This window comes from Streptomyces sp. NRRL F-525 (assembly GCF_000716605.1).
Lineage (GTDB): Bacteria > Actinomycetota > Actinomycetes > Streptomycetales > Streptomycetaceae > Streptomyces.
The window spans coordinates 61401-84682 of the sequence record NZ_JNXE01000016.1; the positions used below are offsets into that span (position 1 = coordinate 61401).

Sequence of the window (23282 nt, forward strand, 5' to 3'; positions counted from 1 at the left end):
CAACTGCGGGAATTCCCAAGGGTGTCGGGGTTCCCCCGGACGGCCGAACACACTCGGTCAGCGGCGCCCCCGATCCGGCCGGACCGAGATCATCGCCTGGCGTGTCAACTTCCAGCCGTCGCCGTGTCGTTCGACGTAACCAAGTGCTCGGAGTTCGTACAGTCTCGCGATCGCGTCGTCCTCCGTGGTCTGCGCACCGCGCGCGATCTGCCCCGGCGGCGCGGCCCTGTTGCCGGGCAGTGCGGCGAGGACGCGCTGGGCGGCCGGCTCCAACAGGTCGCGCGGGAGCACCGGTCCGCGTCGGTCCGGGGCCAGTTCGCCCATGCCACCGACCAGTTCGACGACTTCCGCGGCGTCGGTGACCAGCACCGCGTCCCCGCGCAGGAGTTCGTGCACTCCGGCTGACAGCGCACTGGTCGCCGGCCCAGGTACCCCTATGGTGTGACGCCCCAATCGCTGTGCGGCCCGCGCCGTGACGAGCGACCCGCTCCGGTACGCGGCCTCGACCACCACGGTGCCCCGCGTGAGCGCGGCGATCACCCGGTTCCGGAGGATGAACCTGCTCGGTGTCGGATGCTCGCCGGGCGGCAACTCGCCGACCACGAGCCCCTGTTCGGCGATCCTGCGGATCAACTCGGCGTGCCCGCGCGGGTAGGGCCGGTCGACGCCGCACGCGAGGACGGCGACCGTGACCCCGGTCGCACCGAGGGCGCCGCGATGGGCGGCGCCGTCGACTCCGTAGGCACCGCCGGAGACGACCACCCAGCCGCGTTCGGCCAGTCCGGCGGCGAGGGTGGCCGCCATGTGCGCGCCGTACTCGGTGCAGGCGCGGGCGCCGACGACGGCGACCGACTTGAGTGCCAACATCCGCAGGTTGGGTTCCCCGCGCACCCACAGCCCGATGGGCCGCGCGTCCCCGAGGTCGTCGAGCTGGGCGGGCCACTCGACATCACCGGGACACACGAACCGGACGCCCGCGTCCCGCGCAACGGCCAAGTCCCGCCCGGCCTCGAGCAGTTGGGCCCGCGCACACAGCCCGGCCCACCGCTTGTCGGTCACCCCGGTCAGCTGCGGCCCTCCGTTCCACAGCCGCCGGGCGACCTCCACGGCCCCGAGCTCCCGAATCCATCGCCCGGCGACCTCGTCCCCGGGTTCGACAACCCGGGCGAGAAAGACACGCGCGAACAGGTCGTCGCCCGCGTCTTGGAGCCCGGCCGGGTCATGGGTTCCGGTCGCGTCATCGGGCCCGGTGCGGCCATCCATCCCGGTCACCGCATCGGGTCCGGTCCGACCGGCGGTTCCGGTCTGGCCATCGGTTCCGGCCTGGCTATCGGTTCCGGCCTGGCCATCGGTTCCGGTCATGACGTCGGCCCCGGTGCGGCCGCCCAAACCACTCACGCCATCGGACCCGGCCCGACCATCCACCCCAGTCACGCCATCAGTCCCGGTCTGACCATCAGTTCCGGTCATGACGTCGGCCCCGGTGCGGCCACCGAACCCAGTCACGCCATCAGTCCCGGTCCGACCATCGGCCCCGGTCCTGCTACCGGTCCTGGTCCGATCATGGGACCCACTCGAATCATCGAACCCGGTCACATCGTCGACCCCGCTCCGGCCATCGACCTCAGTCACGGCGCCGGCCCCGATCGTGCCGCCGGTCCCGGTGCGGCAAGGAGACCCGTTCGCACCATCGAACCCGGTCACATCGTCGGTGCCGGTCCGGCCATCCACCCCGGCCCGGCCATCGGCCCCGGTCACGCCATCGGCGCCGATCGTGCCACCGATCCCGGTCCGACCATGGGTCCCGCTCGCACCATCGAACCCGGCTACATCGTCGCCCCCGGCCCAGCCATCGACCCCGCCCGCGTCATCAATCCCGGCCCGATCATGACTCCCGGCCCGATCATGCCCCCCGGTCCAACCATCGCCCCTCGCCCGGTGATTGACCCCGCCCATGTCCTCGGCCCGGGTCACGTCATCGCCCCGGGTCACGTCATCGCCCCGATCGCCATCGGCACGCCTCGCGGTACGCCGGTGCGCAGTTGGAGCGCGAGGGCCACATCGGTCACCCCGGGTCGGTCGTGGCCGACCAGGTCCGCGACCGTCCAGGCGACGCGCAGCACCCGGTCCAGCCCGCGCGCGGTGAGCGCGCCGCGCTCCAGGCTGCGCTCGGCCTCGTCCATCGCCCCGCGCTCGGCGTGCCAGCGGCTGCGCAGTTCGCGGCCGGGCACCTCGCTGTTGGTGCGCCAGGGCGTGTCCGCGAGCCGTGCCGCAGCCCGCTCCCTGGCCGCCCGCACCCGGTCCGCGACCGTCGCCGTGGACTCTCCCCGCGAACCGCGTCCGGTGAGCTGTTCCCGCGTGACCCGGTCCACCTCCACCCTCAGGTCCACCCGGTCGAGCAGCGGCCCGGAGAGCCTGGCCTGGTACCTCCGGATCGACATCGGCGCGCACTCGCACAGGTCGCCGGTCTGCGAGAAACGACCGCACGGACAGGGGTTGGCGGCCAGCACCATCAGGAACCTCGCCGGGAAACGTACGACCCCCGCACTCCGCGCGATCACCACATGCCCGGCCTCCAGAGGTTGTCGTAGCGCGTCCAGGGCCTGGCCGCTGAACTCGGGCGTCTCGTCCAAGAACAGGACGCCTCGATGGGACAGCGACACCGCCCCGGGCCGTGCGATCCCCTGCCCGCCCCCGACGAGGGCCTGCATCGTCGCCGAATGGTGCGGGGCGCAGTAGGGAGCGACGTCGATCAGGGGTTTGCCCGGAGGCAGCAGGCCCGCCACCGAGTGGACCGCCGTGACCTCCAAGGACTCCTGCCGGTCGAGCCGGGGCAACACCGCGGGCAACCGCTCCGCGAGCATCGTCTTCCCTGCCCCCGGCGGGCCCGCGAGGAACAGGTGATGGCCGCCGGCCGCCGAGACCTCCACCGCCGTCCGTGCCGAGAACTGGCCGACGACATCGGCGAGATCGTGCCCCGGATCGTACTGGGACGCGCCCATGCTGTGCATCCCCGTGGCGGAGCCCGTGCCGGGCATGCGCAGCCCGGCGAGCAGCGGGTCCGGGCGTCCCAGCTCGTCCGGATCCTCGTCGGGTACCGGTTCGTCGGCGAGTACGGCGATCAGCTGCCGCAGGGTGCGGACGCCCAGGACGGACACCCCGGGCACGAGGGACGCCTCGGCGACGGCGCACTCCGGGACGACGACCTGCTCGTATCCGGAGTCGGCCGCGGCCAGCACGGCGGGCAGGATGCCCCGGACCGGCCGGACCCGTCCGTCCAGGCCGAGTTCGCCGATCATCACGATGTCGGCGAGCACACGCGGATCGATCCGCTCGGCCGCACCGAGGACGGCCGCCGCCACCGCGAGGTCGAACCCGCTGCCGCTCTTCGGCACCGACGCCGGGCTGAGCCCGACCGTCAGCTTCTTCTGCGGCCAGGGCGCACCCGAGTTGACGACCGCGGCCCGCACCCGGTCCTTGCTCTCCGTCAGGCTCTTGTCGGGCAGTCCCACCAGCGTGAACGCGGCGACGCCCGGTTCGAGGTCGGCCTGGACCTCGACCACCACACCTTCGACGCCCACCAGCGCCACCGAACACGTACGAGCGAACCCCATCTCAGACCACCCCCCGGACGTGCTCGACCACGGCCCTGCCGCACCGGGGCACGACAACACCCACCAGGTCGATACGGACCCCTCCCGGCGGGGCTCCGCCGTGCGCGTGGATCCATCGCTCGGCGAGGCCCCGTAGGCGCTCCGCCTTCTGGGGTGTGACGGCGGCCATCGGGTGCTCGAAGGCGCCCGTCCGCCGGGTCTTGACCTCGCAGACCACCAGGACGTCGCCGTCCCGCGCCACGATGTCGATCTCGCCGGTCCTGCCACAGCGCCAGTTGCGCTCCAGGACCGTCATGCCGGCCTCGATCAGCCGTCGTGCGGCGACCGTCTCGCCGAACTTGCCGAGTGCACTGCGTGCGTTCATGTCGGCACCACCTCCGGCACCAACCGTCACGCGGAACGGTCCACCAAGTGGATCTTGGTGGACCGTTCGGTGATTGTGGAGAACTCCGTCACCCGCACGAGTGAAAGCCACCCCGCGGGTATCCGCCGTCAGCCGCCCGGCAGCTCCAGGTCGCTCTTGTTCAGCTCCTCGATGTTCACGTCCTTGAACGTGAGCACGCGGACCTGTTTGACGAAGCGAGCCGGTCGATACATGTCCCACACCCAGGCATCCGCCATGGACACCTCGAAGAACACCTCACCCTGGACCGAGTGCACCTGCATCTCGTAGTCGTTGGTGAGGTAGAAGCGCCGTTCGGTCTCGATCACATATTTGAACAGACCGACGACATCTCGGTACTCCCGGTAGAGCTTCAGCTCCATCTCGGTCTCGTACTTTTCGAGGTCCTCGGCGCTCATGGCATGTTCCCCTTCACCCGTGCGATCCCACCATTGTGCGCCAGTCCCGTAAGCCCCTAGACGATTTCGGTGTCAAGGGTCACGGGCCCGGCCGGGGGACCTTCGTCGAGCAGCCTGCGGAGCAGCTCGGCGAGTCTGGTCGGATACACCGTCTCATGCGCCCGGTCCAGTTCCCGGTACGTCCACCAACGTGCTCCGGAGACGCTGCGTCGCTCCAGTTCGGTGAGGGCCGTGGCGCCGGGCACGCCCTCGGCCGTGGCGGACGTCCTGGCCAGGTAGTACCACTCGTCCTGGTCCCAGCGGCGGCCCGCGAACGGGAAGGAACACGTCCGCGTCCACAGCACCGGGCCGAGTTCGACCTGGGTGATGCCGGTCTCCTCCGCGAGTTCCCGTAGGGCCGCCTCCTCGTGGGTCTCGTCGCCCTCCAGGCCGCCGCCCGGGGTGAACCACCAGTCGTCGGACGGATCGTCCGGCTCATGGCCGTGGAGCAGCAGGATGCGGTCCTGGGGATCGAGCAGGACGACCCGGGCGACCTTGCGCAGGCCGCCCTCGTACGAGTCGCCGTACGGGCCCTCCTCGGTGGCCTCAGCGGGCACCGGCGGGCTCCGTCCGGGTGCGGGCGCGGCGGCCTGCCGCCAGCTTGGCGACCGGGCCGTAGGCGCCGCCGCCGAGGACGAGGACCGCGCCCACGACGATCAGGGCCAGGATCGTGCGCAGCGGGCCGGGGTGGGAGAGGCTGCCGAGCGGCTCGAAGCCGGTGGGGCGCTCCAGCATGCCCTTCATGGGCCAGACGACGGCGTCCACGCGGGCGCTCACGGCGCTTTTCGCGACGGTGCCGCTGGCTACGTCCGTGAGGTGGGCGCTGGAGTCCAGGGAGCCCTGGCGTTCGTCACCGAGGAGGAACAGGCGGCCCTTGGGGACCTTCACCACGGGGATCGACTTGTCCTCGACCGCGCCGCCCTTGAGGTAGTCCTCGGCGATCTGCTTGCCGTTGACGACCAGCTTGCCGTTCGTGCAGCAGGAGACGGTGTCCCCGCCGACGGCGACCACCCGCTTGACCACGGGCGCGTTCGTCACCCAGGTCTTGTCGGTGAAGACCACGACGTCGCCGCGGTGCACCTCGTCGCCGTCGACCCGCTGGGCCAGCACCCGGTCGCCCGCGTCGATCGTCGGCGTCATCGAGCTGGTCGGCACCGTGTACGGCCGGTAGACCACCGCTGCCCAGCCGAAGCCGCCGAGGAACAGCACAAGGCCCAGCGCGACGGCCAGTCCGGACAACCGCTGTCCGGTCCGGCTGCCCACCGGGCCCTTGCCTGTGCCACCGCCGGTACGCGGGGCCGTACGTGTTGCGCTCTCGCCACCCATGGGTCCGCACCCTACCCGGCGGTACCGAGGGTGGTCAGCCCTTCCTCCGGGACCAAGGTCACAAGCTCTACAAGGCCTTTACTCGTCCTTGCCCGACCGCTTGCGGCGCCACAGCGCCAGCGGCAGGACACCGACGAGGGCGAGGCCCTCCGGAGCGGCCGTCAGGAGGCGGGAGGCGGAGGCCTGGGTGTTGATGCCCGTCTGGTCGAAGGTGTCCGGGATCGGCAGCGTGCCCCAGCGGTTGATGGGCCAGGCCTTGACGATCGCGCGGCCGACGACCTCCTTCACCGGGACCATGCCGTGGTGCTTGTCGGACTGGTTGTAGCGCGAGTCCCGCGAGTTCTGCCGGTGGTCGCCCATCACCCAGATGTCGCCCTTGGGGACCTTGACGGTGAACTGGCCGCCCTGGTCGTCGTTGGTGCACGGGGTGTTGCCGGGGTAGACGTACGGCTCGTTCAGCGCCTTGCCGTTGACCATCAGCGGGCCGGTGCCGCTGCAGGAGACGGTGTCGCCGCCGACGCCGATGACCCGCTTGATGAGGTCCTTCTCCTGGGCGGACGGCATCAGACCGATCCAGCTGAGCACCGTCTGCAGGGCGTTGGGGTTCGCCGCCGGCTCGCCCGCCAGCCAGTCGTCCGGGTCGTGGAAGACGACGACCTCGCCGCGCTCGGGCTTGGAGCCGAACCACGGGGTGAGCTTGTCGACCAGGACGCGGTCGCCCTGCTGGAGGGTGTTCTGCATCGAGTCCGAGGGGATGGAGAACGCCTGCACCAGGAACGTCTTGATCAGCAGCGCGAGGACGAGCGCGATGACGACCAGGATCGGCAGCTCCTTCCAGAAGGAGCGCGGCTTCCTCGGCTGCGGGGGCTGGTCGCCCGGCCCCTGCTCCTCGGTGCGGGTCGCGTCGCCCGGCGCCGTACCGTCCTCGTCCGGGCCGGAGTCACTCCCTGAGGTCACGGCGCTGTCCGCGGCCGGGGCGGGTGCTTCCACGGGACGTCCGTGGTGCTCCTCGCCATCGTGTCCGGACCGTGCGCCAACCGCCACATCCCCCACGCCAACTCCTTACTCTGTGCCGCCGCCTGCCCCATCCTCGGCGCAGGCCCACCACTCCCATAACGAGCGGGAGTTCCGCAGGGCTCGGGAGTTGGACCGATCCGTTCGGATCGACCGGGGCAACCCTATGCGACAGTTCGGGACCGGCGGTCGTCCCCGACACGGAGTTGGAAACCGATGCGAAGGTTTTAGGTTCGTTCAGGCTGGTCCAGTGGCCCATGGGCCAGGCGATCACCTTGGCCCGCCCCACCACCGAACTGAGCGCGACCGTGCCTCCGTAGTTGGTGTTCTGGTGTGCGCGGGAGTCCGCCGAGTTGCCGCGGTGGTCGCCCATCACCCACAGCCGCCCCTTGGGGACGGTGATGTCGAACGCCGTTTCGGACGGTGCGTTCCCGGGATACAGGTAGTCGGCCTCGGTCAGGGGGACGCCGTTGACGGTCACCCGCCCTTGCGCGTCACAGCACTTGACGTGGTCGCCGCCGACGCCGATGACCCGCTTGATGAGGTCCTTCTCGTTGTCGGACGGCAGCAGGCCGATGAACTGGAGGCCCTCCTTGACCTGCTTGACCACGATCGGGTCGTTCTTCTTGGTGGTCTGCTCGTCCGCGAGCCAGCCGCCCGGGTCGTGGAAGACTACGACGTCGCCGCGCTTGGGCTCGGAGCCGAACCACGGGGTGAACTTGTCGACCAGCACACGGTCGCCGATGCGGATCGTCTGCTCCATGGAGCCCGACGGGATCACGAACGCCTGGAGGAGGAAGGTCTTCAGGACGAGGGCTATGAGGACGGCGACACCGACCAGGAGCGGTATCTCCCGGACTGCGGACCGCCGTCGGCGCCGCTTGACCTTGCGCTGGAGCTTGCGCCGCTCGGCCCGGCTGCGGCCCGCTCCCCCGGCCGGGGCGAGCGCGCCCGCGCCCGCACGCCGGAAACCGGTGGGCAGCAGGTTCTCGTTCCCGAAGGAGCCGCCCGGCGGCGTCGCGCCGCGCGGCTTGCCGCGGTTACCCATGGGCGCCGTCCGCGGCGGGTACGCGCGCGTAGGCGCCGGGTCGGACGAGGTGGGTCCAGTGCCCGGCGGGCCAGACGACCCAGTCGGCTCGCCCGATGACGTCACCAACAGGAATCATGCCTCCGCCCGGGTCGCCCAGGTGGTCCCGGGAGTCACTTGAGTCGCCGCGGTGGTCACCGAGGACGAACAGCGTGCCGTCGGGCACGACCACGTCGAACGCCACGGTGGACGGAGCGTCCCCGGGGTACAGGAACGCCGTCTCGTCGACCGACCGCCCGTTCACCTCGAGCCTCCCCTTCTCGTCGCAGCAGAGCACGTGGTCTCCCCCCACACCCACAACGCGCTTGATGTAGTCGGCGTCCCCGAAATAGCCGGTTCCGTCGAACACGACGATGTCGCCGCGCCGCGGATGAGCACCGAAACGGTACGCCAACTTATTTACGAGAACGCGGTCGCCGATCCTCAATCCGGATTCCATGGATCCGCTGGGAATCTGGAAAGGCTGCAGCAAGAAGGTGTTGAGCAGCAGCAGGAACACCAGACAGACCAGGGCAGTCAGGGTGATCCGGCCGCCGGGCAGCCACTCGGCGACCCACGACACCAACGCGAAGCGCGACCGGTCCTCCGGCCCTCCGGTGTCCGAGGTGTCCTCGGAGTCGGAAGGGCGGGAGGAGCGGTCGCGCTCCGTGTGCTGTGCTTCGGTGTCCATCGGAGCCAGATGTTATCCGGCCCCGATGAGAACCCCGTATCAAGCTCAGTTGTCGCGCTTCTCCTTGATCTTCGCGGCCTTGCCGCGCAGGTCACGGAGGTAGTACAGCTTCGCGCGACGGACGTCACCACGGGTCACGAGCTCGATCTTCTCGACGATCGGGGTGTGCACCGGGAAGGTGCGCTCGACGCCGACGGAGAACGAGACCTTGCGGACCGTGAAGGTCTCGCGGACACCGGCGCCCTGGCGACGGATGACTACGCCCTTGAACTGCTGCACACGGGAGCGGTTGCCCTCGATGACGCGGACGTGGACGTTGACGGTGTCACCCGGGCGGAAGGCCGGGACGTCGGTGCGCAGCGAGGCGCCGTCGACGATGTCGAGCAGGTGGGACATTTCGTCTGCTTTCTTCATCGATGCCACAGGTCACCGACGGGAGATAGGTGAAGGGAAGGATGCTGTCCGTGTCGGGGCGGGCGTCATGTCCCCCTGTGGCAGGGGCGCACGCCGGACGACGCACAACAGCGACCTATTCTTCCACGCCGTCCGGCCTGCGCCAAAATCGGCCGTACGGCTCCCCCGCCGGGTCCGGTGACCAGCCCAGGATCGAGAGCATCTCGCGGTCCTTCTTGTCGAAGGTCTTGGGCTCGCAGCGCTCGATCAGGTCGGGCCGGTGGGCGGCCGTGCGCTTCAGCGCCTCGTCGCGCCGCCAGCGGGCGATCTTGCCGTGGTGGCCGCTGAGCAGCACGTCCGGGATCCCCTGGCCGCGCCACTGGGGCGGCTTGGTGTAGATCGGCCCCTCCAGGAGGTTGGCCATGGCGCCGGGCGCGAAGGAGTCGTCGCGGTGGGACTCGGCGTTGCCCAGGACACCCGGCAGCAGCCGTGCCACGGCCTCCGTGACGACCAGGACGGCCGCCTCGCCGCCGGCGAGCACATAGTCACCGATGGACACCTCGTAGACCGGCATCCGCGTCGCGTACTCGTCGATCACCCGCCGGTCGATGCCCTCGTAGCGGGCGGGCGTGAAGACCAGCCAGGGGCGCTCGGAGAGTTCTACGGCGAGTTCCTGGGTGAAGGGGCGGCCGCTGGGCGTGGGCACGATGAGCGCCGGTGCGCCGGAGCCCGTCTCGTAGCCGTCGGCCAGGACGGAGTCCAGGGCGTCGCCCCAGGGCTCGGTCTTCATGACCATGCCGGGGCCGCCGCCGTAGGGGGTGTCGTCGACCGTGTTGTGGCGGTCGTAGGTCCAGGAGCGCAGATCATGCACGTGCACATTCAGCTGTCCACGCGCGCGTGCCTTGCCGACGAGGGAGACATTCAGCGGTTCGAGGTACTCGGGGAAGATCGTGACGACGTCGAGCCTCATGCGTCGGCGTCCTCTGAAGAGTCTTCTTTGGAGGACACGACCTCGGCCCGGTCGTCGATCAGTCCGGGCGGCGGGTCGATGACCGCGCGCTGCTCCTCCAGGTCGATCTCGACGACGATCGACTCGACGAACGGGATCATCACCTCGCTGCCGTCGGGACGCTCCACGATGAAGAGGTCCTGGGAGGGCAGGTGCGAGATCTCCGTGATCCGGCCGACCTCCTCGCCGTCCTTGGTGACGACATCGAGGTCCATCAGCTGGTGGTCGTAGTACTCGTCCTCCTCCTCGGGCAGCTCCTCGGGATCGACCTCGGCGATCAGGAGGGTGTTGCGCAGGGCCTCGGCGCCGGTGCGGTCGCTGACGCCCTCGAAGCGGAGGATGAGGCGGCCGCTGTGGACGCGGCCCGTCTCGATGGTGAGCGGTCCCGTCGGGGCGGGGTCCGTGAACAGGACGGCGCCGGGGGCGAGTCTGAGCTCGGGCTCGTCGGTGCGTACCTCGACGGTGACCTCGCCCTTGATGCCATGGGCACGGCCGATCCGTGCGACTACCAGTTGCACGTGTCCACTTCTCCTGTTTCATGCAGATCGGGCCGGGGACGGCCAGTGGCCCTCCCCGGCCCGAGCCGGTGTGCGATAAGCGTCAGCGGACGTGGTCCACGTCGACAAGGTCGACGCGGACACCTCGGCCGCCGATTGCGCCCACGACGGTGCGCAGAGCGCGAGCGGTGCGGCCGTTGCGGCCGATCACCTTGCCGAGGTCGTCGGGGTGCACCCGGACCTCCAGCACGCGCCCGCGACGCAGGTCGCGCGAGGCGACCTGCACATCGTCAGGGTTGTCGACGATGCCCTTCACGAGGTGCTCGAGAGCCTCCTCGAGCATGCTCAGGCCTCGGTCGACTCGGACTCGGCCGGAGCCTCGTCCTTCTTCTCAGCCTTCTTCTTCTGGGTGATCGCCTCACCCTTGCTCGCGTCGTCGCCACCGAGGGCGTCGAACACGGGACGCGCGGCCTTCGGCGCGGCCACGAGCAGCGGAGCCGGGGCCGGCAGGCCCTTGAACTTCTGCCAGTCGCCGGTGAGCTTCAGGATGGCGAGCACGGGCTCGGTCGGCTGCGCGCCGACACTCAGCCAGTACTGCGCACGGTCGGTGTCGACCTCGATGCGCGAGGGGTTCTGCACCGGGTGGTACAGACCGATCTCCTCGATGGCCCGGCCATCACGGCGGGTACGGGAGTCGGCGACGACGATGCGGTAGTGAGGCGAACGGATCTTGCCCAGACGCTTCAGCTTGATCTTGACTGCCACGGGAGTGGGTTCTCCTGGTTTTGACGTGGTTGGGCACGGCGAGATGGCCGCGTGGGGTTGCGGTACCCGAGTGCCCGATGGACGCGTCAGCCGGAGGCGAGAGGGTTCCTGTGCGGCTGTCGAGTACAGCTAGCCATTGTGCCACACCCCGGCGGCCCGCCCGACCGGGGAGCATGCCCCCGACATGCTCCCGCCCACGCCGAAGCGACACCCGGCGCCGGGAGGTGACCGGCGCGGGTGTGCGCAACCCGGCCCGCGGGATGCGGCTGCCACGAGCAGCCGCGTCCTCAGGCCGCCACGGCCTCCGGAATGCGGAAGGGCTTGCCGCAGCCCCCGCACACGATCGGCGCCTGGGCCAGCACCGACGGGACGACCCGTACGTTACGACCGCAGTCGCACACCGCCTTGACGCGGACGCCACCACCGGACGAGCCGTGACGGGCGGCCGGGCCGCGGAAGGTACGGGAGGTGTCGGCCGAGGTGGCGACGGTGTGGGCCTTGAGCGCGCGCTGGAGGCGCTCGATCGTCGGCCGGTAGCGCCGCTTCGCCTCGGGGTTGAGCTGGACCAGCGAGAAACCGCTGCTGGGATGCGGTTCGTCGGGGTGGTCCAGGCCCAGCTCCTCGGCGATCGCAAGGAATCTGCGGTTGTGGTAGCGGCCGGCGCGGGACGTGTCACGCACGCCGCGCGAAGCGGCGATGCCATGGACTGCCTCATGCAGCAGTCGCTCGAAGGAGAGCTCGTGTCCGCAGGCGGACGACGACTCTCCGATCAGGGACTCGGGCGCGGCCAGATCGGGCAGTTCGGGGTGGTACCGCTGAATATCGGCCCACGCCTCTGCCAGCTCTGCGGCGAGAACAGGTGGTGTCTGTGTCGTGCTCACGTAATGACAACGAGCCGGAGTGCCCCTGTGTTCCGATTCCGGGGCATCCCAAATAATTTGCACGTACCCGTCAGTTGCCGCTGATGCGTCCGGAGGAGGGCGGGTGCGCTGATCTGCGGAGAAGCCTCACAGCTCAGCACAAGGTGGTGCGTAGGCCCACGTACGACCCGGCGCGTAGACGGTGTCCGCGCGCCGGGTGAGCTGATGTCCGCCGTTGCGCAAGGGGCGTTTCGGTCGCTCTCCCGCCGGAGCCCGGCGCTTCAGTAAGCGCGGGCGACGATCGCGACGTTACCGGGTGCCGTGTCGGAGTCCGGTACCGACCCGTCCTCGGCGACGAGACACCGTACGGTCACCGCGTGCTCGGCCAGCGCGGCCTCGCCTTCTTCGCCGAGCGTGGCCCACGGGATGCGCGCCCAGCCGCCGGCGGTCGCGGCCTCTACGGCCTCCGCGACCGTCGACACCTCGGAGGTACGGGACTCGCGCCGCTCGCGGGACTGCCTCAGCAGCAGCGCCTGATCCTCCTCCAGGACTACGGGAAGCAGCTCTACGAGGGAGTCGATCGCCACCGGCTCCTTGCCTCCGGGGATGCGGCGGGCCAGCATCGCCGTGCCGTTCTCCAGGTCACGGGGTCCGACCTCGATCCGCACCGGCACGCCCTTCAGCTCCCAGTCGACGGCGCGACGCCCGAAGGGGACGTCCGTGCGGTCGTCGACCCGGACGCGCACGCCCGCCGCCTTCAGCCGGGCCCCGATCTCGCGGACCTTGGCCAGAACCGCCTCGTCGCCCTTGATGGCGAGCACGACGACCTGGATGTGCGCCAGCCGCGGCGGCACCCGGAGTCCGTCGTCGTCGCCGTGCATCATCACCAGGGCGCCGATCATGCGCGTGGTGGAGCCCCAGGAGGTCTGCCAGACCAGCTCCTGCTTGCCTTCCTTCGACAGGTACTGCGTGTTGAAGGCCTTCGCGAAGTTCTGGCCCAGCTCGTGACTGGTCGCCATCTGCAGCGCCTTGCCGTCGCCCATCATCCCTTCCAGGGTGAGGGTGTTGATCGCGCCCGCGAACCGCTCCTTGACCGTCTTGCGGCCCGGGACGACGTCCATCGCGAGGACGTTGACCATGAAGTCCTCGTACACCTGGCGGTGGATGTGCGCGGCGAAGTCGCGCGCCTCCTCGTAGGTCGCGTGCGCGGTGTGGCCCTCCTGCCACAGGAACTCACTCGTACGGAGGAAGAGCCGGGGCCGCAGCTCCCAACGGACCACGTTCGCCCACTGGTTGATCAGCAGGGGCAGGTCGCGATAGCTCTGCACCCACTTCGCGAAGTACTCGTTGATGATCATCTCGGAGGTGGGCCGGACGACCGCGGGCTCCTCCAGCTCCTTGCCGCCGCCGTGCGTGACCACGGCCAGCTCGGGCGCGAAGCCCTCGACGTGGTCGGCCTCGCGGGCGAGGTAGGACTGCGGGATCAGCAGCGGGAAGTACGCGTTCTCGGTGCCCGTCTCCTTGATGCGGGCGTCCATCTCCGCCTGCATCCGCTCCCAAATGCCGTACCCGTACGGTCGGATGACCATGGAGCCGCGCACCGGGCCGTTGTCGGCCAGCTCGGCCTTGCTGATCAGATCCTGGTACCAGCGGGGGAAGTCGTCCGCCCGGGGTGTGAGTACGGGTGCCTTGGCCATGGCGAGATCGTACGGGCCCGCGTTGCCGTCATGTGAATTCTTTTCACTCCCACAGAGAAGCCACAAGCCGGGCCTCACAACCCCTGGACGCCGTGGCGAGCGCGGAGTTTGCTGGCATACGGGGGAAGTGCGGGCGCACATCACGGGGGCCTCGGAAACGGGCACGGCCACAACTCTCGGCGGATTGGGGCGCTTTCCATGACACCTACGCTCGTGCGGCAGTACCTACCTCATGCGGGGCCTGCGCCCCGCGTGGACCTGGGTGCACGCGCGCGTGACTGGTCCGAGATCCAGGAGCGGATGCTGGTACCGCTCTACGAAGCGGTCTACGAGCGACTGGAAGTGGGATCCGGCACCCGGCTGCTCGGCCTCGGCTGCGGCTCCGGGCTCGCCCTGCTGATGGCGGCCTCCAGAGGCGCGACGGTCACCGGTGTCGAGCGCTTCTCCCCCGAGCGCCTGGCCCTCGCCCGCGAGCGACTGCTGCCGACCGCTTGGTCCCCACGCGCGCGTGCGCACACCCGGCTCGTCTACGGCTCCCCCAGGGACGCGGCCGGCGCGGAGACGCCCGCGTACACCCTGGTGACCGCCTTCGAGCCCATCGGGTGCCTGGCGGGCGACTCGGAGGGACTCGGGGACACGCTCGCCGCCGCGACACCGCTCGCCGCGCGCGGGACGCCCGTGGTGCTGGCGGGCTGGGGTCCGCCGGAGCGCTGCGCGACCTCGTCCGTGCTGCGGGTGGCCACCAGGCTGGCGGACCCGCTGCGCGGCACGGGCAGCCCGCGCCCGGTCCTGCGCGACGACCTGGAGGTGGTCGCCCACCGCTCGGGTCTCAGGCCGGACGGCTCGGGCCGGGTGGCGTGCCCCTTCGGGTACGCCGATGTCGAGAGTGCCGTACGAGGGCTGCTGTCGACGGGGCTCTTCGACGCGGCGATCGTCGCGACGGATCAGGCGCAGGTGGACAAGGAGTTGGCGGAGGCGTTGCATCCGTATCGTCGGCAGGACGGGACGGTGTGGATGCCGAACGTCTTCCGGTATCTGATCGCGCGTACGACCTGAGGATGAGTCATCGCACGTGCGACCTGGGGATGACTACGGCTCTTCCTTGAAGAGGCGGGTGACGCCCGCGATGCGGTAGGCGTCCGTCTCCTCCAGGGTCTCGTTCTCCAGGAGGGCCGCCGCGAGCGCGTCCAACTGGTCGCGGTGGTCGCCGAGTTTACGGATGGCCTCGTCGTAGCACTCGTCGACGATGCGGCGCATCTCGTGGTCGATCACGTCCAGGGTCCCCGGTGCCGCCGAGAGGCCGTAGGCCTGCTGGGCGTCGCTGGGGAGGGCGGAGAGGCGGCCGACGCGCTCGCTCATGCCCCAGCGGGCGACCATCCCGCGCGCGATGTTGGTGACCTGTTCGAGGTCGTTCTCGGCGCCGGTGGTGATCACGCCGTAGACGACCTGTTCCGCGGCCATGCCGCCGAGGGCGCCGATGATGCGGCCGCGCAGGTACTCCTCGGTGTACGCGTACTTGTCCGCGTCCGGGGTCGAGAGCGTGACGCCGAGGGCCCTTCCGCGCGGGACGATGGTGATCTTGCGGACCGGGTCGGCGCCGGGCTGGAGCATGCCCAGGAGGGCGTGGCCGCTCTCGTGGTAGGCGGTGCGGCGGCGCTCCTCCTCGGGCATCACCAGCGGGCGTTCCGCGCCCAGTTGAACCTTCTCCAGGGCTTCCGAGAGGTCGGACTGGGTGACCTCGCTCTGCTTGCGCTTGACGGCGAGGAGGGCGGCCTCGTTGGCGAGGTTGGCGAGTTCGGCGCCGGTCATGCCCGGGGTCGTGCGGGCGACCTGGGCGAGGTTCACGTCCTTCGCGAGCGGGATCTCGCGGGTGTGGATCTCCAGGATCGCCTCGCGGCCGCCCCGGTCGGGCGGCGAGACCACGACCACCCGGTCGAAGCGGCCGGGGCGGGTGAGCGCCGGGTCCAGGACGTCGGCGCGGTTGGTGGCCGCGATGACGATGACGCCCTCGGAGCCGGAGAAGCCGTCCATCTCGGTGAGGATCTGGTTCAGGGTCTGCTCGCGCTCGTCGTGACCGCCCATGCCGGAGCCGCCGCCGCGGGCCCGGCCGATGGTGTCGATCTCGTCGATGAAGATGATCGAGGGGGCCACCTTGCGGGCCTCCGCGAACAGTTCACGCACGCGTGAGGCACCGACACCGACGATCATCTCGATGAACTCGGAGGCCGACGCCGAGAAGAACGGCACCCCCGCCTCCCCCGCGACCGCCCGCGCGAGCAGCGTCTTCCCGGTCCCGGGCGGGCCCGCGAGGAGCACGCCCCGGGGCATCTTGGCGCCCATCTTGCGGTACTCGTCGGGGTTCTTCAGGAAGTCGACGACGTCGTTCAGCTCGCCCTCGACCTCGTCGATGCCGGCGACGTCCTCGAAGGTCGTGCGCTGCTTGCCCGGCTCCAGCTCGACCGGCTTGGGCGGGGCCTTGCGGCCGAGCATGCCGCCCGCGCCGCCGAGCCCCGAACTCATCCGACGCGCGATGAAGAGCCACAGCACGACCAGGAGCAGCATCGGGGCCAGCGAGATCAGCAGATTGGCCAGAAAACTGCGGTGCTGGAGGACGGGTTCGGCCGTGACGGTGACGTTGTGCTTGGTCAGGTCCTCCCACAGCTTGTCGTCCGCGAAGGTCGGCCGCTCGGTGTCGAACTTGGTGTACTTGCCGTCGCCGTCCGGGTTCTTCTGCTCCTTCTTGAGCTGGCCCTGGATCGCGTTGCCCTTGGCGTAGATCTTGGTGACGTTGCCCGCGTCGACCTGCTTGCTGAACTCCGTGTACGAGATCGTCGGTTCGTCGCCCTCGTTGAAGAACGACAGGATCAGGTTCGCGACCAGGTACACGACCAGCGCGGTGAGGATCAGACTCCACCAGCCGCCACGCATCTTCTTCCCGCCCGGCGACGGCTTCGGGGGCTCGTCGGGAGTGCCCTCGGTACGCCAGGGCTGATCCGGGGACTTGCGCGGCGGCGCGGGGTTGGTCATATCGGCAAGTTACGACACGGGCCAGGCGTCGGCACGCTCAGGATGCGCCGAGGGCGCCCTTCTTAAAGAGGGGCGCCCTCAGTGACGTAGAAGACGGGCCGTCAGCCCATGGACCTTCTCAAGCTCAGCCCATGAACTTCTTGAACTCGTCCGGCAGCTCGAAGTCCTGGCCGCCCTGCTCGGGCAGTCCGAACGCGTTGCCGCCCTGCGCCGCACCGGCCTCGCGGCGCTTGGCCTCTTCCAGTTCCTGCTGCTTGCGCTTCATCGGGTTGCCGGAGCGCTGCTTGCCCTTGGCCTGCTTGGGCTGCTTCTTGGTGCGGCCGGGGCCGCCGCCCATGCCCGGCATCCCCGGCATGCCGGGCATTCCGCCGCCCTGCGCCATGCGGGACATCATCTTGCGGGCCTCGAAGAACCGCTCGACCAGGCCCTTCACGGCGCTGACCTCGACGCCGGAGCCCTTGGCGATACGGGCGCGGCGCGAGCCGTTGATGATGGTCGGCTCGGCGCGCTCGGCCGGGGTCATCGACTTGATGATCGCGGCCGTACGGTCGACGTCCCGCTCGTCCAGGTTGTTGATCTGGTCCTTGATCTGGCCCATGCCGGGGAGCATGCCGAGCAGCTTGGAGATGCTGCCCATCTTCCTGACCTGTTCCATCTGGGACAGGAAGTCGTCGAGGGTGAAGTCCTGGCCCTTCTTGGATGCCAGCTTGGAGGCCATCTTCTCGGCCTCTTCTTGGCTGAACGTCTTCTCCGCCTGCTCGATCAGGGTGAGCAGGTCACCCATGTCGAGGATGCGGGAGGCCATCCGGTCCGGGTGGAAGGCGTCGAAGTCGTCGAGCTTCTCGCCGTTCGACGCGAACATGATCGGCTTGCCGGTGACGGACGCGATCGACAGGGCCGCACCACCGCGGGCGTCGCCGTCGAGCTTGGAGAGCACCACGCCGTCGAAGCCGACGCCGTCGCGGAAGGACTCGGCGGTGTTGACCGCGTCCTGGCCGATCATCGCGTCGACGACGAAGAGGATCTCGTCCGGCGAGACCGCGTCGCGGATGTCCGCGGCCTGCTGCATCAGTTCCTGGTCGATGCCGAGGCGGCCCGCGGTGTCCACGATCACGATGTCGTGGACCTTGGACTTCGCGAACTCGATGGAGTCCTTGGCGACCTTGACCGGGTCGCCGACGCCGTTGCCCGGCTCGGGCGCGTAGACCGCGACACCGGCGCGCTCGGCGACGACGCTCAGCTGGTTCACGGCGTTCGGGCGCTGGAGGTCGGCGGCGACGAGCAGCGGCGAGTGCCCCTGGTCCTTGAGCCACTTGCCGAGCTTGCCCGCGAGGGTCGTCTTACCGGCACCCTGCAGACCCGCGAGCATGATCACGGTCGGCGGGTTCTTGGCGAAGCGCAGGCGGCGGGTCTCGCCGCCGAGGATCGTCACGAGTTCGTCGTTGACGATCTTCAGGACCTGCTGGGCCGGGTTCAGCGCCTTGTTGACGTCGGCGCCGAGGGCACGGTCCTTGACGTTCTTGATGAACGTCCGGACGACCGGCAGGGCCACGTCGGCTTCGAGAAGGGCGATCCGGATCTCACGCGCGGTGGCGTCGATGTCCGCCTCGCTCAGACGCCCCTTGCCACGCAAATTCTTGAAGGTCGCTGAGAGGCGGTCGGAGAGAGTATCGAACACGGCGGCGTCGGTCCTCGGAGTCGGGGTCGGTGTGGGTGTCTTCCAGGGTATCCGGCCGCGCAAGACAATCGTCCCCGCCTGCTGTATTCAGCGAGCGGGGACGGAACCCGCGCGCCGGCGGCGAACAACTCCGCGATGCTCACGCAGGACGCGTCCAGCGCCGGATCGCCCCTGCGGGAGCGGAGAGCCCGTCCTACCGGCGGAGAACAACTCCAGGGTGATCACGCCCCGCGTCCACCGCCGGATCAGCCCCGCGACTGCGGAGCAGCACGCCCCGCCGACGCGAGAGCGATCGGCAGGTCACTCCCTCAGTCTCTCCTCCAGCTTCCGGGCCACCGCCAGCGCCTCGTCCCCCGCCAGGGGCGCGCCGGGTGCCTGGGTCACGTAGAACGCGTCCACCGCGTTGGAGCCCAGCGTGCTGACGTGCATGCTCCGCACCCGCACCCCCGCGTCGTCCAGCGCCCGTCCGATCCGGTGCAGCAGCCCCGGGGCGTCGTGCGCGCGCACCTCGATCACCGTCGCGTGCCGGGACGCGGCCGGGGCGACCGTCACGCGGGCGGGCGGGGCCACGACGCCCCGGCGGCGCGGATACGCGGCGTCGCGCTCGGCGAGGCGGCCCGCGATGTCCAGGGAGCCGTCCAGGGCGCGTACGAGATCGGCGCGCAGCCGGGCGGCCTGGGGCAGGGAGCCGTACTCGGCGGCGACCCGCCAGTTGAGCAGGAGGACGGAACCCTCCACGCCGTCCGGCAGGTCCAGCGCGCGCAGTTCCGCCGTACGGACCGTCAGGCGGTGCATCGCCAGGACGCCGGCCACCGCGGGGAGTACGCCCGGCTGGTCCGGGACGGCGATCAGCAACTCCACGCCGAGGGGTTCGGGGTCGCCCGCGGGCTCGTCCTCGGTCGGGGGTTCGGTCTGGGCGCGCAGGGCCAGCACCGGGCCGCCGGTCGCCACGGCCTCGATCGCCAGGCGTTCCTGTTCGGCCGTGGCCGCGCCCGCCTCGGGCTCCTCGGGGGCGTCCCCGGAGAGCACCGCGGCGACCCGCTTCACCAGGTCGGTGACGAGACCGGCCCGCCAGGACGACCAGGCGGCCGGTCCGGTGGCCAGCGCGTCCGCCTCGGTGAGCGCGTGCAGCAGTTCCAGGGTGCTGGTCGTACCGACCGCCTCGGCGACCGAGCGGACCGTCGCCGGGTCCTCCAGGTCGCGCCGGGTGGCGGTCTCGATGAGCAGCAGGTGATGACGTACGAGGGTCGCGAGTACGGCGACCTCGGCGCGATCGAAGCCGATGCGGGCGGCCACGTCCTTGGCGATGATCTCGCCGGCCACCGAGTGGTCGCCGGGCCAGCCCTTGCCGATGTCGTGCAGCAGCGCGGCGACCAGCAGGAGGTCGGGGCGGCTGACGCGGCGGGCGAACTCCGAGGCGCGGACGGCGGTTTCGATGAGGTGGCGGTCGACGGTCCAGATGTGCACGGCGTTGCGCTGCGGGCGGCAGCGCACCCGCTCCCAGTCGGGGAGGAGCCGGGTGATCAGGCCTTCCGCCTCCAGCGCCTCCCACACGTCCACCGTGGGCTGCCCGGAACCGAGCAGCGTCACCAGCTGCTCGCGCGCCTCGGCGGGCCAGGGCGTGGGCAGCGGGCGCACGGTGGCCGCGAGGCGCCGTACGGCGTGCAGGGAGAGCGGGAGGCCGGCCTGTGCGGCGGCAGCGGCGGCGCGCAGCGGAAGGACCGGGTCGCGCTCGGGGCGTGCGGCGCGGGCGAGCACCACCTCGCCGTCCTGCTCGACCACGCCTTCGGCGAGCGGGGAGCGCTCGGCGGCGGGTTTCGCGCCCCCGCCCAGCATCGCGCGCAGCCTCGGCCGCACGGCACGGGACCGCAGCACGCGCCCCACTTCACGCCAGGTGACGTCACTGGCGTACGACACGACACGCGCCGCTTCGTAGACCTGCCGCAGCAGGGTGTCCGCGTCGAGGAGGCCCAGCTCGGCGGCGACCTGGTCCTGCTCCTGGAGTGCGAGCCGGTCGGTCGCGCGGCCGGTGGTGAGGTGCAGGGCGTCGCGCACGTCGAGGAGGCGGCGGCGGGCGTCGGCGAGGCCCTCGCGCGGGGCGTCGGCCAGCCAGGAGGCGGCTACGGCGCGCAGCGCGGTGGCGTCGCGCAGGCCGCCGCGGGCCTCCTTGAGGTCGGGTTCGAGGAGGTACTGCAACTCGCCCTGGCGCTCGGCGCGTTCGGCGCAGAGTTCCTGGAGTTCGGGGAGGCGCTTGGGCGCCTGGTTGCGCCAGTCGGCGAGGACGGCCGTCCGCAGGGAGGCGGTCAGGCCGAGGTCGCCCGCGATGTGACGGGCGTCGAGGAGGCCGAGCTGGACCTTGAGGTCCTCGCCCGCGGTCTTGCGGGCCTCGGCGGGGGTGCGGACGGAGTGGTCGAGGGCGAGGCCGAGGTCCCAGACCGGGTACCAGATGCGGTCGGCCAGCGCGGCGACCGCGCCGGAGTCGCCGCCGTCGTGCAGGAGGAGCAGGTCGAGGTCGCTGCGCGGGGAGAGCTCGCCGCGGCCGTAGCCGCCGACCGCGACCAGGGAGACGCCCTTGAGCGCTTCGGAACCGGCGGTGAAGAGGCCGGTCAGCCAGTCGTCGGTCAGTTCGGCGAGGGCGGCACGGCGCGGCGGCCCGGACCGCACCCCCTCAGTGAGGAGGCGCAGCCGGGCCGCCGCGTAGCCGCTGGGTCCGGAGTCCTCTGCATCCTTGCGCACGTCCGTACTCGTCACCCAGCGACTCCTGTTCGTTTCTTTTTAGAGCGCGTCCGGACCGCGCTCGCCGGTCCTGACCCGGACGGCCGTCTCGACCGGGAGGGACCAGACCTTGCCGTCACCGATCTTGCCGGTGCGGGCGGCCTTGACGATGACGTCGATCAGCTGCTCGGCGTCGTCGTCCTCGGCCAGCACCTCGATGCGGATCTTGGGGACCAGGTCGACCGTGTACTCGGCGCCCCGGTAGACCTCGGTGTGTCCCCGCTGACGACCGTAGCCGCTCGCCTCGGTGACCGTCAGACCGTGGACCCCGAAGGCCTGCAGGGCTTCCTTGATCTCGTCGAGCCGGTGGGGCTTCACGACGGCGGTGATGAGCTTCATGCGTCCACCTTCTTCGTCTCCGTGGCGGAGGTGAGCGTGCCCCCGCTGAGGCCACCGCCGGCGCCGCTGAAGTCGTATGCGGTTTCAGCGTGCTCGGCCTGGTCGATGCCCGAGATCTCCTCGTCCTCGGTGACCCGCATACCGATGGTCTTGTCGAGGAGGAAGGCGAGGATCGCGGAGACGATCAGGGAGTAGAAGAGGACCGCGAAGACACCGGCGCACTGGATCCAGAACTGGTGCATGCCGCCGCCGTAGAAGAGGCCCTTCACCTCGGACTGACCCTTGCCGCTGGCGAAGAGGCCGATCAGCAGGGAGCCGAGGATACCGCCGACCATGTGGACGCCGACGACGTCGAGGGAGTCGTCGAAGCCGAACTTGTACTTCAGGCCGACGGCCGCGGCGCAGCCGACACCGGCGATGGCACCGACGGCGATCGCGCCCATCGGGGAGACAGCGCCACCGGACGGGGTGATCGCGACCAGACCGGCGACGGCACCCGAGGCCGCGCCGAGCGTGGTGAACGCGCCGTGCCGGATCTTCTCGTAGGCGAGCCAGGCGAGCATGGCGGCGGCGGTGGCGACCTGGGTGTTGACGAACATCAGCGCGCCGACGCCGTCGTCGTTGCCGAGCCACGAACCGGCGTTGAAGCCGAACCAGCCGAACCACAGGAGACCGGCACCGAGCATGACCAGCGGAAGGCTGTGCGGACGCATGGGGTCACGCTTGAAGCCGACGCGCTTGCCGATGACCAGGATGACGCCGAGGGCGCCGGCACCGGCGTTGATGTGGACCGCGGTACCACCGGCGAAGTCGATCACACCGAGCTTGTAGGCCCACCCGTCGGCGCCCCACACCCAGTGGGCGACCGGGACGTAGACGACCGTCAGCCACAGCGCGACGAAGAGCGCCCAGGCCGAGAACTTGACGCGGTCGGCGATGGCACCGCTTATCAGGGCCGGCGTGATGACGGCGAACATCATCTGGAAGACCATGAACACGAAGATCGGGATGGTGTAGCCGGGCCAGAGGTCCGTCAGCCCGACGTCGCTCATGCCCAGCCAGTGGGAGTCGTAGCCGATGAAGCCGTTGCTCGAACCGAAGGCGAGCGAGAAGCCGTAGAGAATCCACAGGATGGTGACGATCCCGATGCTGATGAAGCTCATCATCAGCATGTTCAGGGTGCTCTTGACGCGGACCATGCCTCCGTAGAAGAAGGCCAGTCCCGGTGTCATGAGCAGCACCAGGGCAGAACAGATCAGCATGAAGCCTGTGTTCGCGGAGGACAGTTTGGGTGCCTCAGCGGCAAGCGTGATGGCGGCTGATGCCATCGGCGTCTCCTCGTCGGTTGTACGGCCCCGTGCGGGCGAAGCCTGGATGCGGTCCGGTCAAGGCGGGGGGTCCGGTTATGCGCCATGAGATTGGCGCAGCGCGGTTTCCGTCGAAGCCCCTCGATGTTTCACCGGGGTGACGAAGGCGCCGTACGTGTTACGCGTCGATGAACCGCCGGATCTCCGGCGGCGCGATCGTTATCGTGGCGCAACCTTTTCCGGCGGCTGGAAACCGGCCGCGCCCGGCCTTCCGCCGACCTGGCACGGGAGCGCCGGGGCACGGGGTCTAGACCCCTTCAGCGCTCTCCCGCAGCCCGCTCGGAAGCCTCTCGCCGAGGCCGACGTTTCCGGCCGTCCCACCGG

At 70.3% G+C, this 23282-nt stretch carries 22 protein-coding genes; 1 reads left to right on the forward strand and 21 read right to left on the reverse strand.

Going from position 1 to position 23282, the window contains the following annotated elements:
• Positions 1-57: 57 nt before the first annotated feature.
• The 16 genes from dprA to proS form a co-directional block, all read right to left on the reverse strand.
• Entirely contained in the window at positions 58-1362 is a 1305-nt protein-coding gene (gene dprA / locus OO69_RS23065) for a DNA-processing protein DprA (RefSeq protein WP_420707901.1), read from the reverse strand.
• A 626-nt stretch (positions 1363-1988) separates the two neighbouring features.
• Positions 1989-3614 carry a YifB family Mg chelatase-like AAA ATPase gene (locus tag OO69_RS23070; protein WP_033282644.1) on the reverse strand — a complete coding sequence of 542 codons (1626 nt, stop codon included), beginning with the start codon at positions 3612-3614 and terminating at the stop codon, positions 1989-1991.
• A 1-nt stretch (position 3615) separates the two neighbouring features.
• A complete protein-coding gene (locus OO69_RS23075; RefSeq protein WP_033282645.1) occupies positions 3616-3978 on the reverse strand; it encodes a YraN family protein in 363 nt (120 codons plus the stop codon).
• Positions 3979-4106: 128 nt separating this feature from the next.
• Complete coding sequence (locus OO69_RS23080; protein ID WP_003965949.1) at positions 4107-4415, reverse strand: DUF2469 domain-containing protein; 309 nt, start codon at positions 4413-4415, stop codon at positions 4107-4109.
• A gap of 56 nt (positions 4416-4471) precedes the next feature.
• Positions 4472-5011 (reverse strand): NUDIX hydrolase, encoded by a 540-nt coding sequence (locus OO69_RS23085; RefSeq protein ID WP_033282646.1) that lies wholly within the window; start codon positions 5009-5011, stop codon positions 4472-4474.
• Positions 5001-5780, reverse strand: coding sequence for a signal peptidase I (lepB, locus tag OO69_RS23090; RefSeq protein ID WP_033282647.1), 780 nt, complete (start codon positions 5778-5780; stop codon positions 5001-5003). The genes OO69_RS23085 and lepB (OO69_RS23090) overlap by 11 nt, the downstream gene beginning before the upstream one ends.
• A gap of 78 nt (positions 5781-5858) precedes the next feature.
• Positions 5859-6833, reverse strand: coding sequence for a signal peptidase I (lepB, locus tag OO69_RS23095; protein WP_078652539.1), 975 nt, complete (start codon positions 6831-6833; stop codon positions 5859-5861).
• On the reverse strand, positions 6721-7842 hold the full coding sequence (gene lepB, locus OO69_RS23100; RefSeq protein ID WP_033282649.1) for a signal peptidase I: 1122 nt from the start codon (positions 7840-7842) through the stop codon (positions 6721-6723). Before lepB (OO69_RS23100) ends, lepB (OO69_RS23095) begins: the two co-directional genes overlap by 113 nt.
• A complete protein-coding gene (gene lepB, locus OO69_RS23105; protein ID WP_033282650.1) occupies positions 7835-8551 on the reverse strand; it encodes a signal peptidase I in 717 nt (238 codons plus the stop codon). The genes lepB (OO69_RS23100) and lepB (OO69_RS23105) overlap by 8 nt, the downstream gene beginning before the upstream one ends.
• A gap of 45 nt (positions 8552-8596) precedes the next feature.
• Positions 8597-8947 carry a 50S ribosomal protein L19 gene (gene rplS / locus OO69_RS23110; protein WP_033282651.1) on the reverse strand — a complete coding sequence of 117 codons (351 nt, stop codon included), beginning with the start codon at positions 8945-8947 and terminating at the stop codon, positions 8597-8599.
• 133 nt (positions 8948-9080) lie between these two features.
• On the reverse strand, positions 9081-9914 hold the full coding sequence (gene trmD, locus OO69_RS23115) for a tRNA (guanosine(37)-N1)-methyltransferase TrmD (protein ID WP_019058700.1): 834 nt from the start codon (positions 9912-9914) through the stop codon (positions 9081-9083).
• Positions 9911-10471, reverse strand: coding sequence for a ribosome maturation factor RimM (gene rimM / locus OO69_RS23120; RefSeq protein WP_033282652.1), 561 nt, complete (start codon positions 10469-10471; stop codon positions 9911-9913). The genes trmD and rimM overlap by 4 nt, the downstream gene beginning before the upstream one ends.
• Positions 10472-10553: 82 nt before the next feature.
• The gene (locus OO69_RS23125; RefSeq protein ID WP_005479813.1) at positions 10554-10793 is read right to left on the reverse strand and encodes an RNA-binding protein; all 240 of its coding nucleotides are present in this window, start codon (positions 10791-10793) and stop codon (positions 10554-10556) included.
• Between the two features lie 2 nt (positions 10794-10795).
• The gene (rpsP, locus tag OO69_RS23130) at positions 10796-11215 is read right to left on the reverse strand and encodes a 30S ribosomal protein S16 (RefSeq protein WP_033282653.1); all 420 of its coding nucleotides are present in this window, start codon (positions 11213-11215) and stop codon (positions 10796-10798) included.
• A gap of 287 nt (positions 11216-11502) precedes the next feature.
• A complete protein-coding gene (locus OO69_RS23135; RefSeq protein ID WP_033282654.1) occupies positions 11503-12096 on the reverse strand; it encodes a hypothetical protein in 594 nt (197 codons plus the stop codon).
• A 260-nt stretch (positions 12097-12356) separates the two neighbouring features.
• A complete protein-coding gene (proS, locus tag OO69_RS23140; protein ID WP_033282655.1) occupies positions 12357-13772 on the reverse strand; it encodes a proline--tRNA ligase in 1416 nt (471 codons plus the stop codon).
• Positions 13773-13970: 198 nt separating this feature from the next.
• Between proS and OO69_RS23145 the strand changes: the two genes are divergently transcribed.
• The gene (locus OO69_RS23145; protein ID WP_199811003.1) at positions 13971-14828 is read left to right on the forward strand and encodes an SAM-dependent methyltransferase; all 858 of its coding nucleotides are present in this window, start codon (positions 13971-13973) and stop codon (positions 14826-14828) included.
• A gap of 33 nt (positions 14829-14861) precedes the next feature.
• On the opposite strand, the gene ftsH is transcribed toward OO69_RS23145, so the two are convergent.
• From ftsH to OO69_RS23170, 5 genes are all read right to left on the reverse strand, one after another.
• Positions 14862-16799, reverse strand: coding sequence for an ATP-dependent zinc metalloprotease FtsH (gene ftsH, locus OO69_RS23150; protein WP_033282657.1), 1938 nt, complete (start codon positions 16797-16799; stop codon positions 14862-14864).
• Positions 16800-16923: 124 nt separating this feature from the next.
• Entirely contained in the window at positions 16924-18477 is a 1554-nt protein-coding gene (gene ffh / locus OO69_RS23155) for a signal recognition particle protein (protein WP_033282658.1), read from the reverse strand.
• Positions 18478-18777: 300 nt separating this feature from the next.
• A complete protein-coding gene (locus tag OO69_RS23160; protein WP_033282659.1) occupies positions 18778-21228 on the reverse strand; it encodes a [protein-PII] uridylyltransferase in 2451 nt (816 codons plus the stop codon).
• Positions 21229-21252: 24 nt separating this feature from the next.
• Positions 21253-21591 (reverse strand): P-II family nitrogen regulator, encoded by a 339-nt coding sequence (locus OO69_RS23165; protein ID WP_003997576.1) that lies wholly within the window; start codon positions 21589-21591, stop codon positions 21253-21255.
• Positions 21588-22919, reverse strand: coding sequence for an ammonium transporter (locus OO69_RS23170; RefSeq protein ID WP_033282660.1), 1332 nt, complete (start codon positions 22917-22919; stop codon positions 21588-21590). The genes OO69_RS23165 and OO69_RS23170 overlap by 4 nt, the downstream gene beginning before the upstream one ends.
• Positions 22920-23282 lie beyond the last annotated feature (363 nt).

Bases quoted from the DNA above. Each gene is read 5' to 3' on its own strand.
- lepB (WP_033282649.1), bottom strand. From the start codon at position 7,842: ATGGGTAACCGCGGCAAGCCGCGCGGCGCGACGCCGCCGGGCGGCTCC.
- OO69_RS23070 (WP_033282644.1), bottom strand. From the start codon at position 3,614: ATGGGGTTCGCTCGTACGTGTTCGGTGGCGCTGGTGGGCGTCGAAGGT.
- lepB (WP_033282650.1), bottom strand. From the start codon at position 8,551: ATGGACACCGAAGCACAGCACACGGAGCGCGACCGCTCCTCCCGCCCT.
- rplS (WP_033282651.1), bottom strand. From the start codon at position 8,947: ATGTCCCACCTGCTCGACATCGTCGACGGCGCCTCGCTGCGCACCGAC.
- lepB (WP_033282647.1), bottom strand. From the start codon at position 5,780: ATGGGTGGCGAGAGCGCAACACGTACGGCCCCGCGTACCGGCGGTGGC.
- OO69_RS23075 (WP_033282645.1), bottom strand. From the start codon at position 3,978: ATGAACGCACGCAGTGCACTCGGCAAGTTCGGCGAGACGGTCGCCGCA.
- OO69_RS23165 (WP_003997576.1), bottom strand. From the start codon at position 21,591: ATGAAGCTCATCACCGCCGTCGTGAAGCCCCACCGGCTCGACGAGATC.
- OO69_RS23080 (WP_003965949.1), bottom strand. From the start codon at position 4,415: ATGAGCGCCGAGGACCTCGAAAAGTACGAGACCGAGATGGAGCTGAAG.
- OO69_RS23170 (WP_033282660.1), bottom strand. From the start codon at position 22,919: ATGGCATCAGCCGCCATCACGCTTGCCGCTGAGGCACCCAAACTGTCC.
- dprA (WP_420707901.1), bottom strand. From the start codon at position 1,362: ATGACCGGAACCGATGGCCAGGCCGGAACCGATAGCCAGGCCGGAACC.
- OO69_RS23145 (WP_199811003.1), top strand. From the start codon at position 13,971: ATGACACCTACGCTCGTGCGGCAGTACCTACCTCATGCGGGGCCTGCG.
- trmD (WP_019058700.1), bottom strand. From the start codon at position 9,914: ATGAGGCTCGACGTCGTCACGATCTTCCCCGAGTACCTCGAACCGCTG.
- OO69_RS23125 (WP_005479813.1), bottom strand. From the start codon at position 10,793: ATGCTCGAGGAGGCTCTCGAGCACCTCGTGAAGGGCATCGTCGACAAC.
- ftsH (WP_033282657.1), bottom strand. From the start codon at position 16,799: ATGACCAACCCCGCGCCGCCGCGCAAGTCCCCGGATCAGCCCTGGCGT.
- proS (WP_033282655.1), bottom strand. From the start codon at position 13,772: ATGGCCAAGGCACCCGTACTCACACCCCGGGCGGACGACTTCCCCCGC.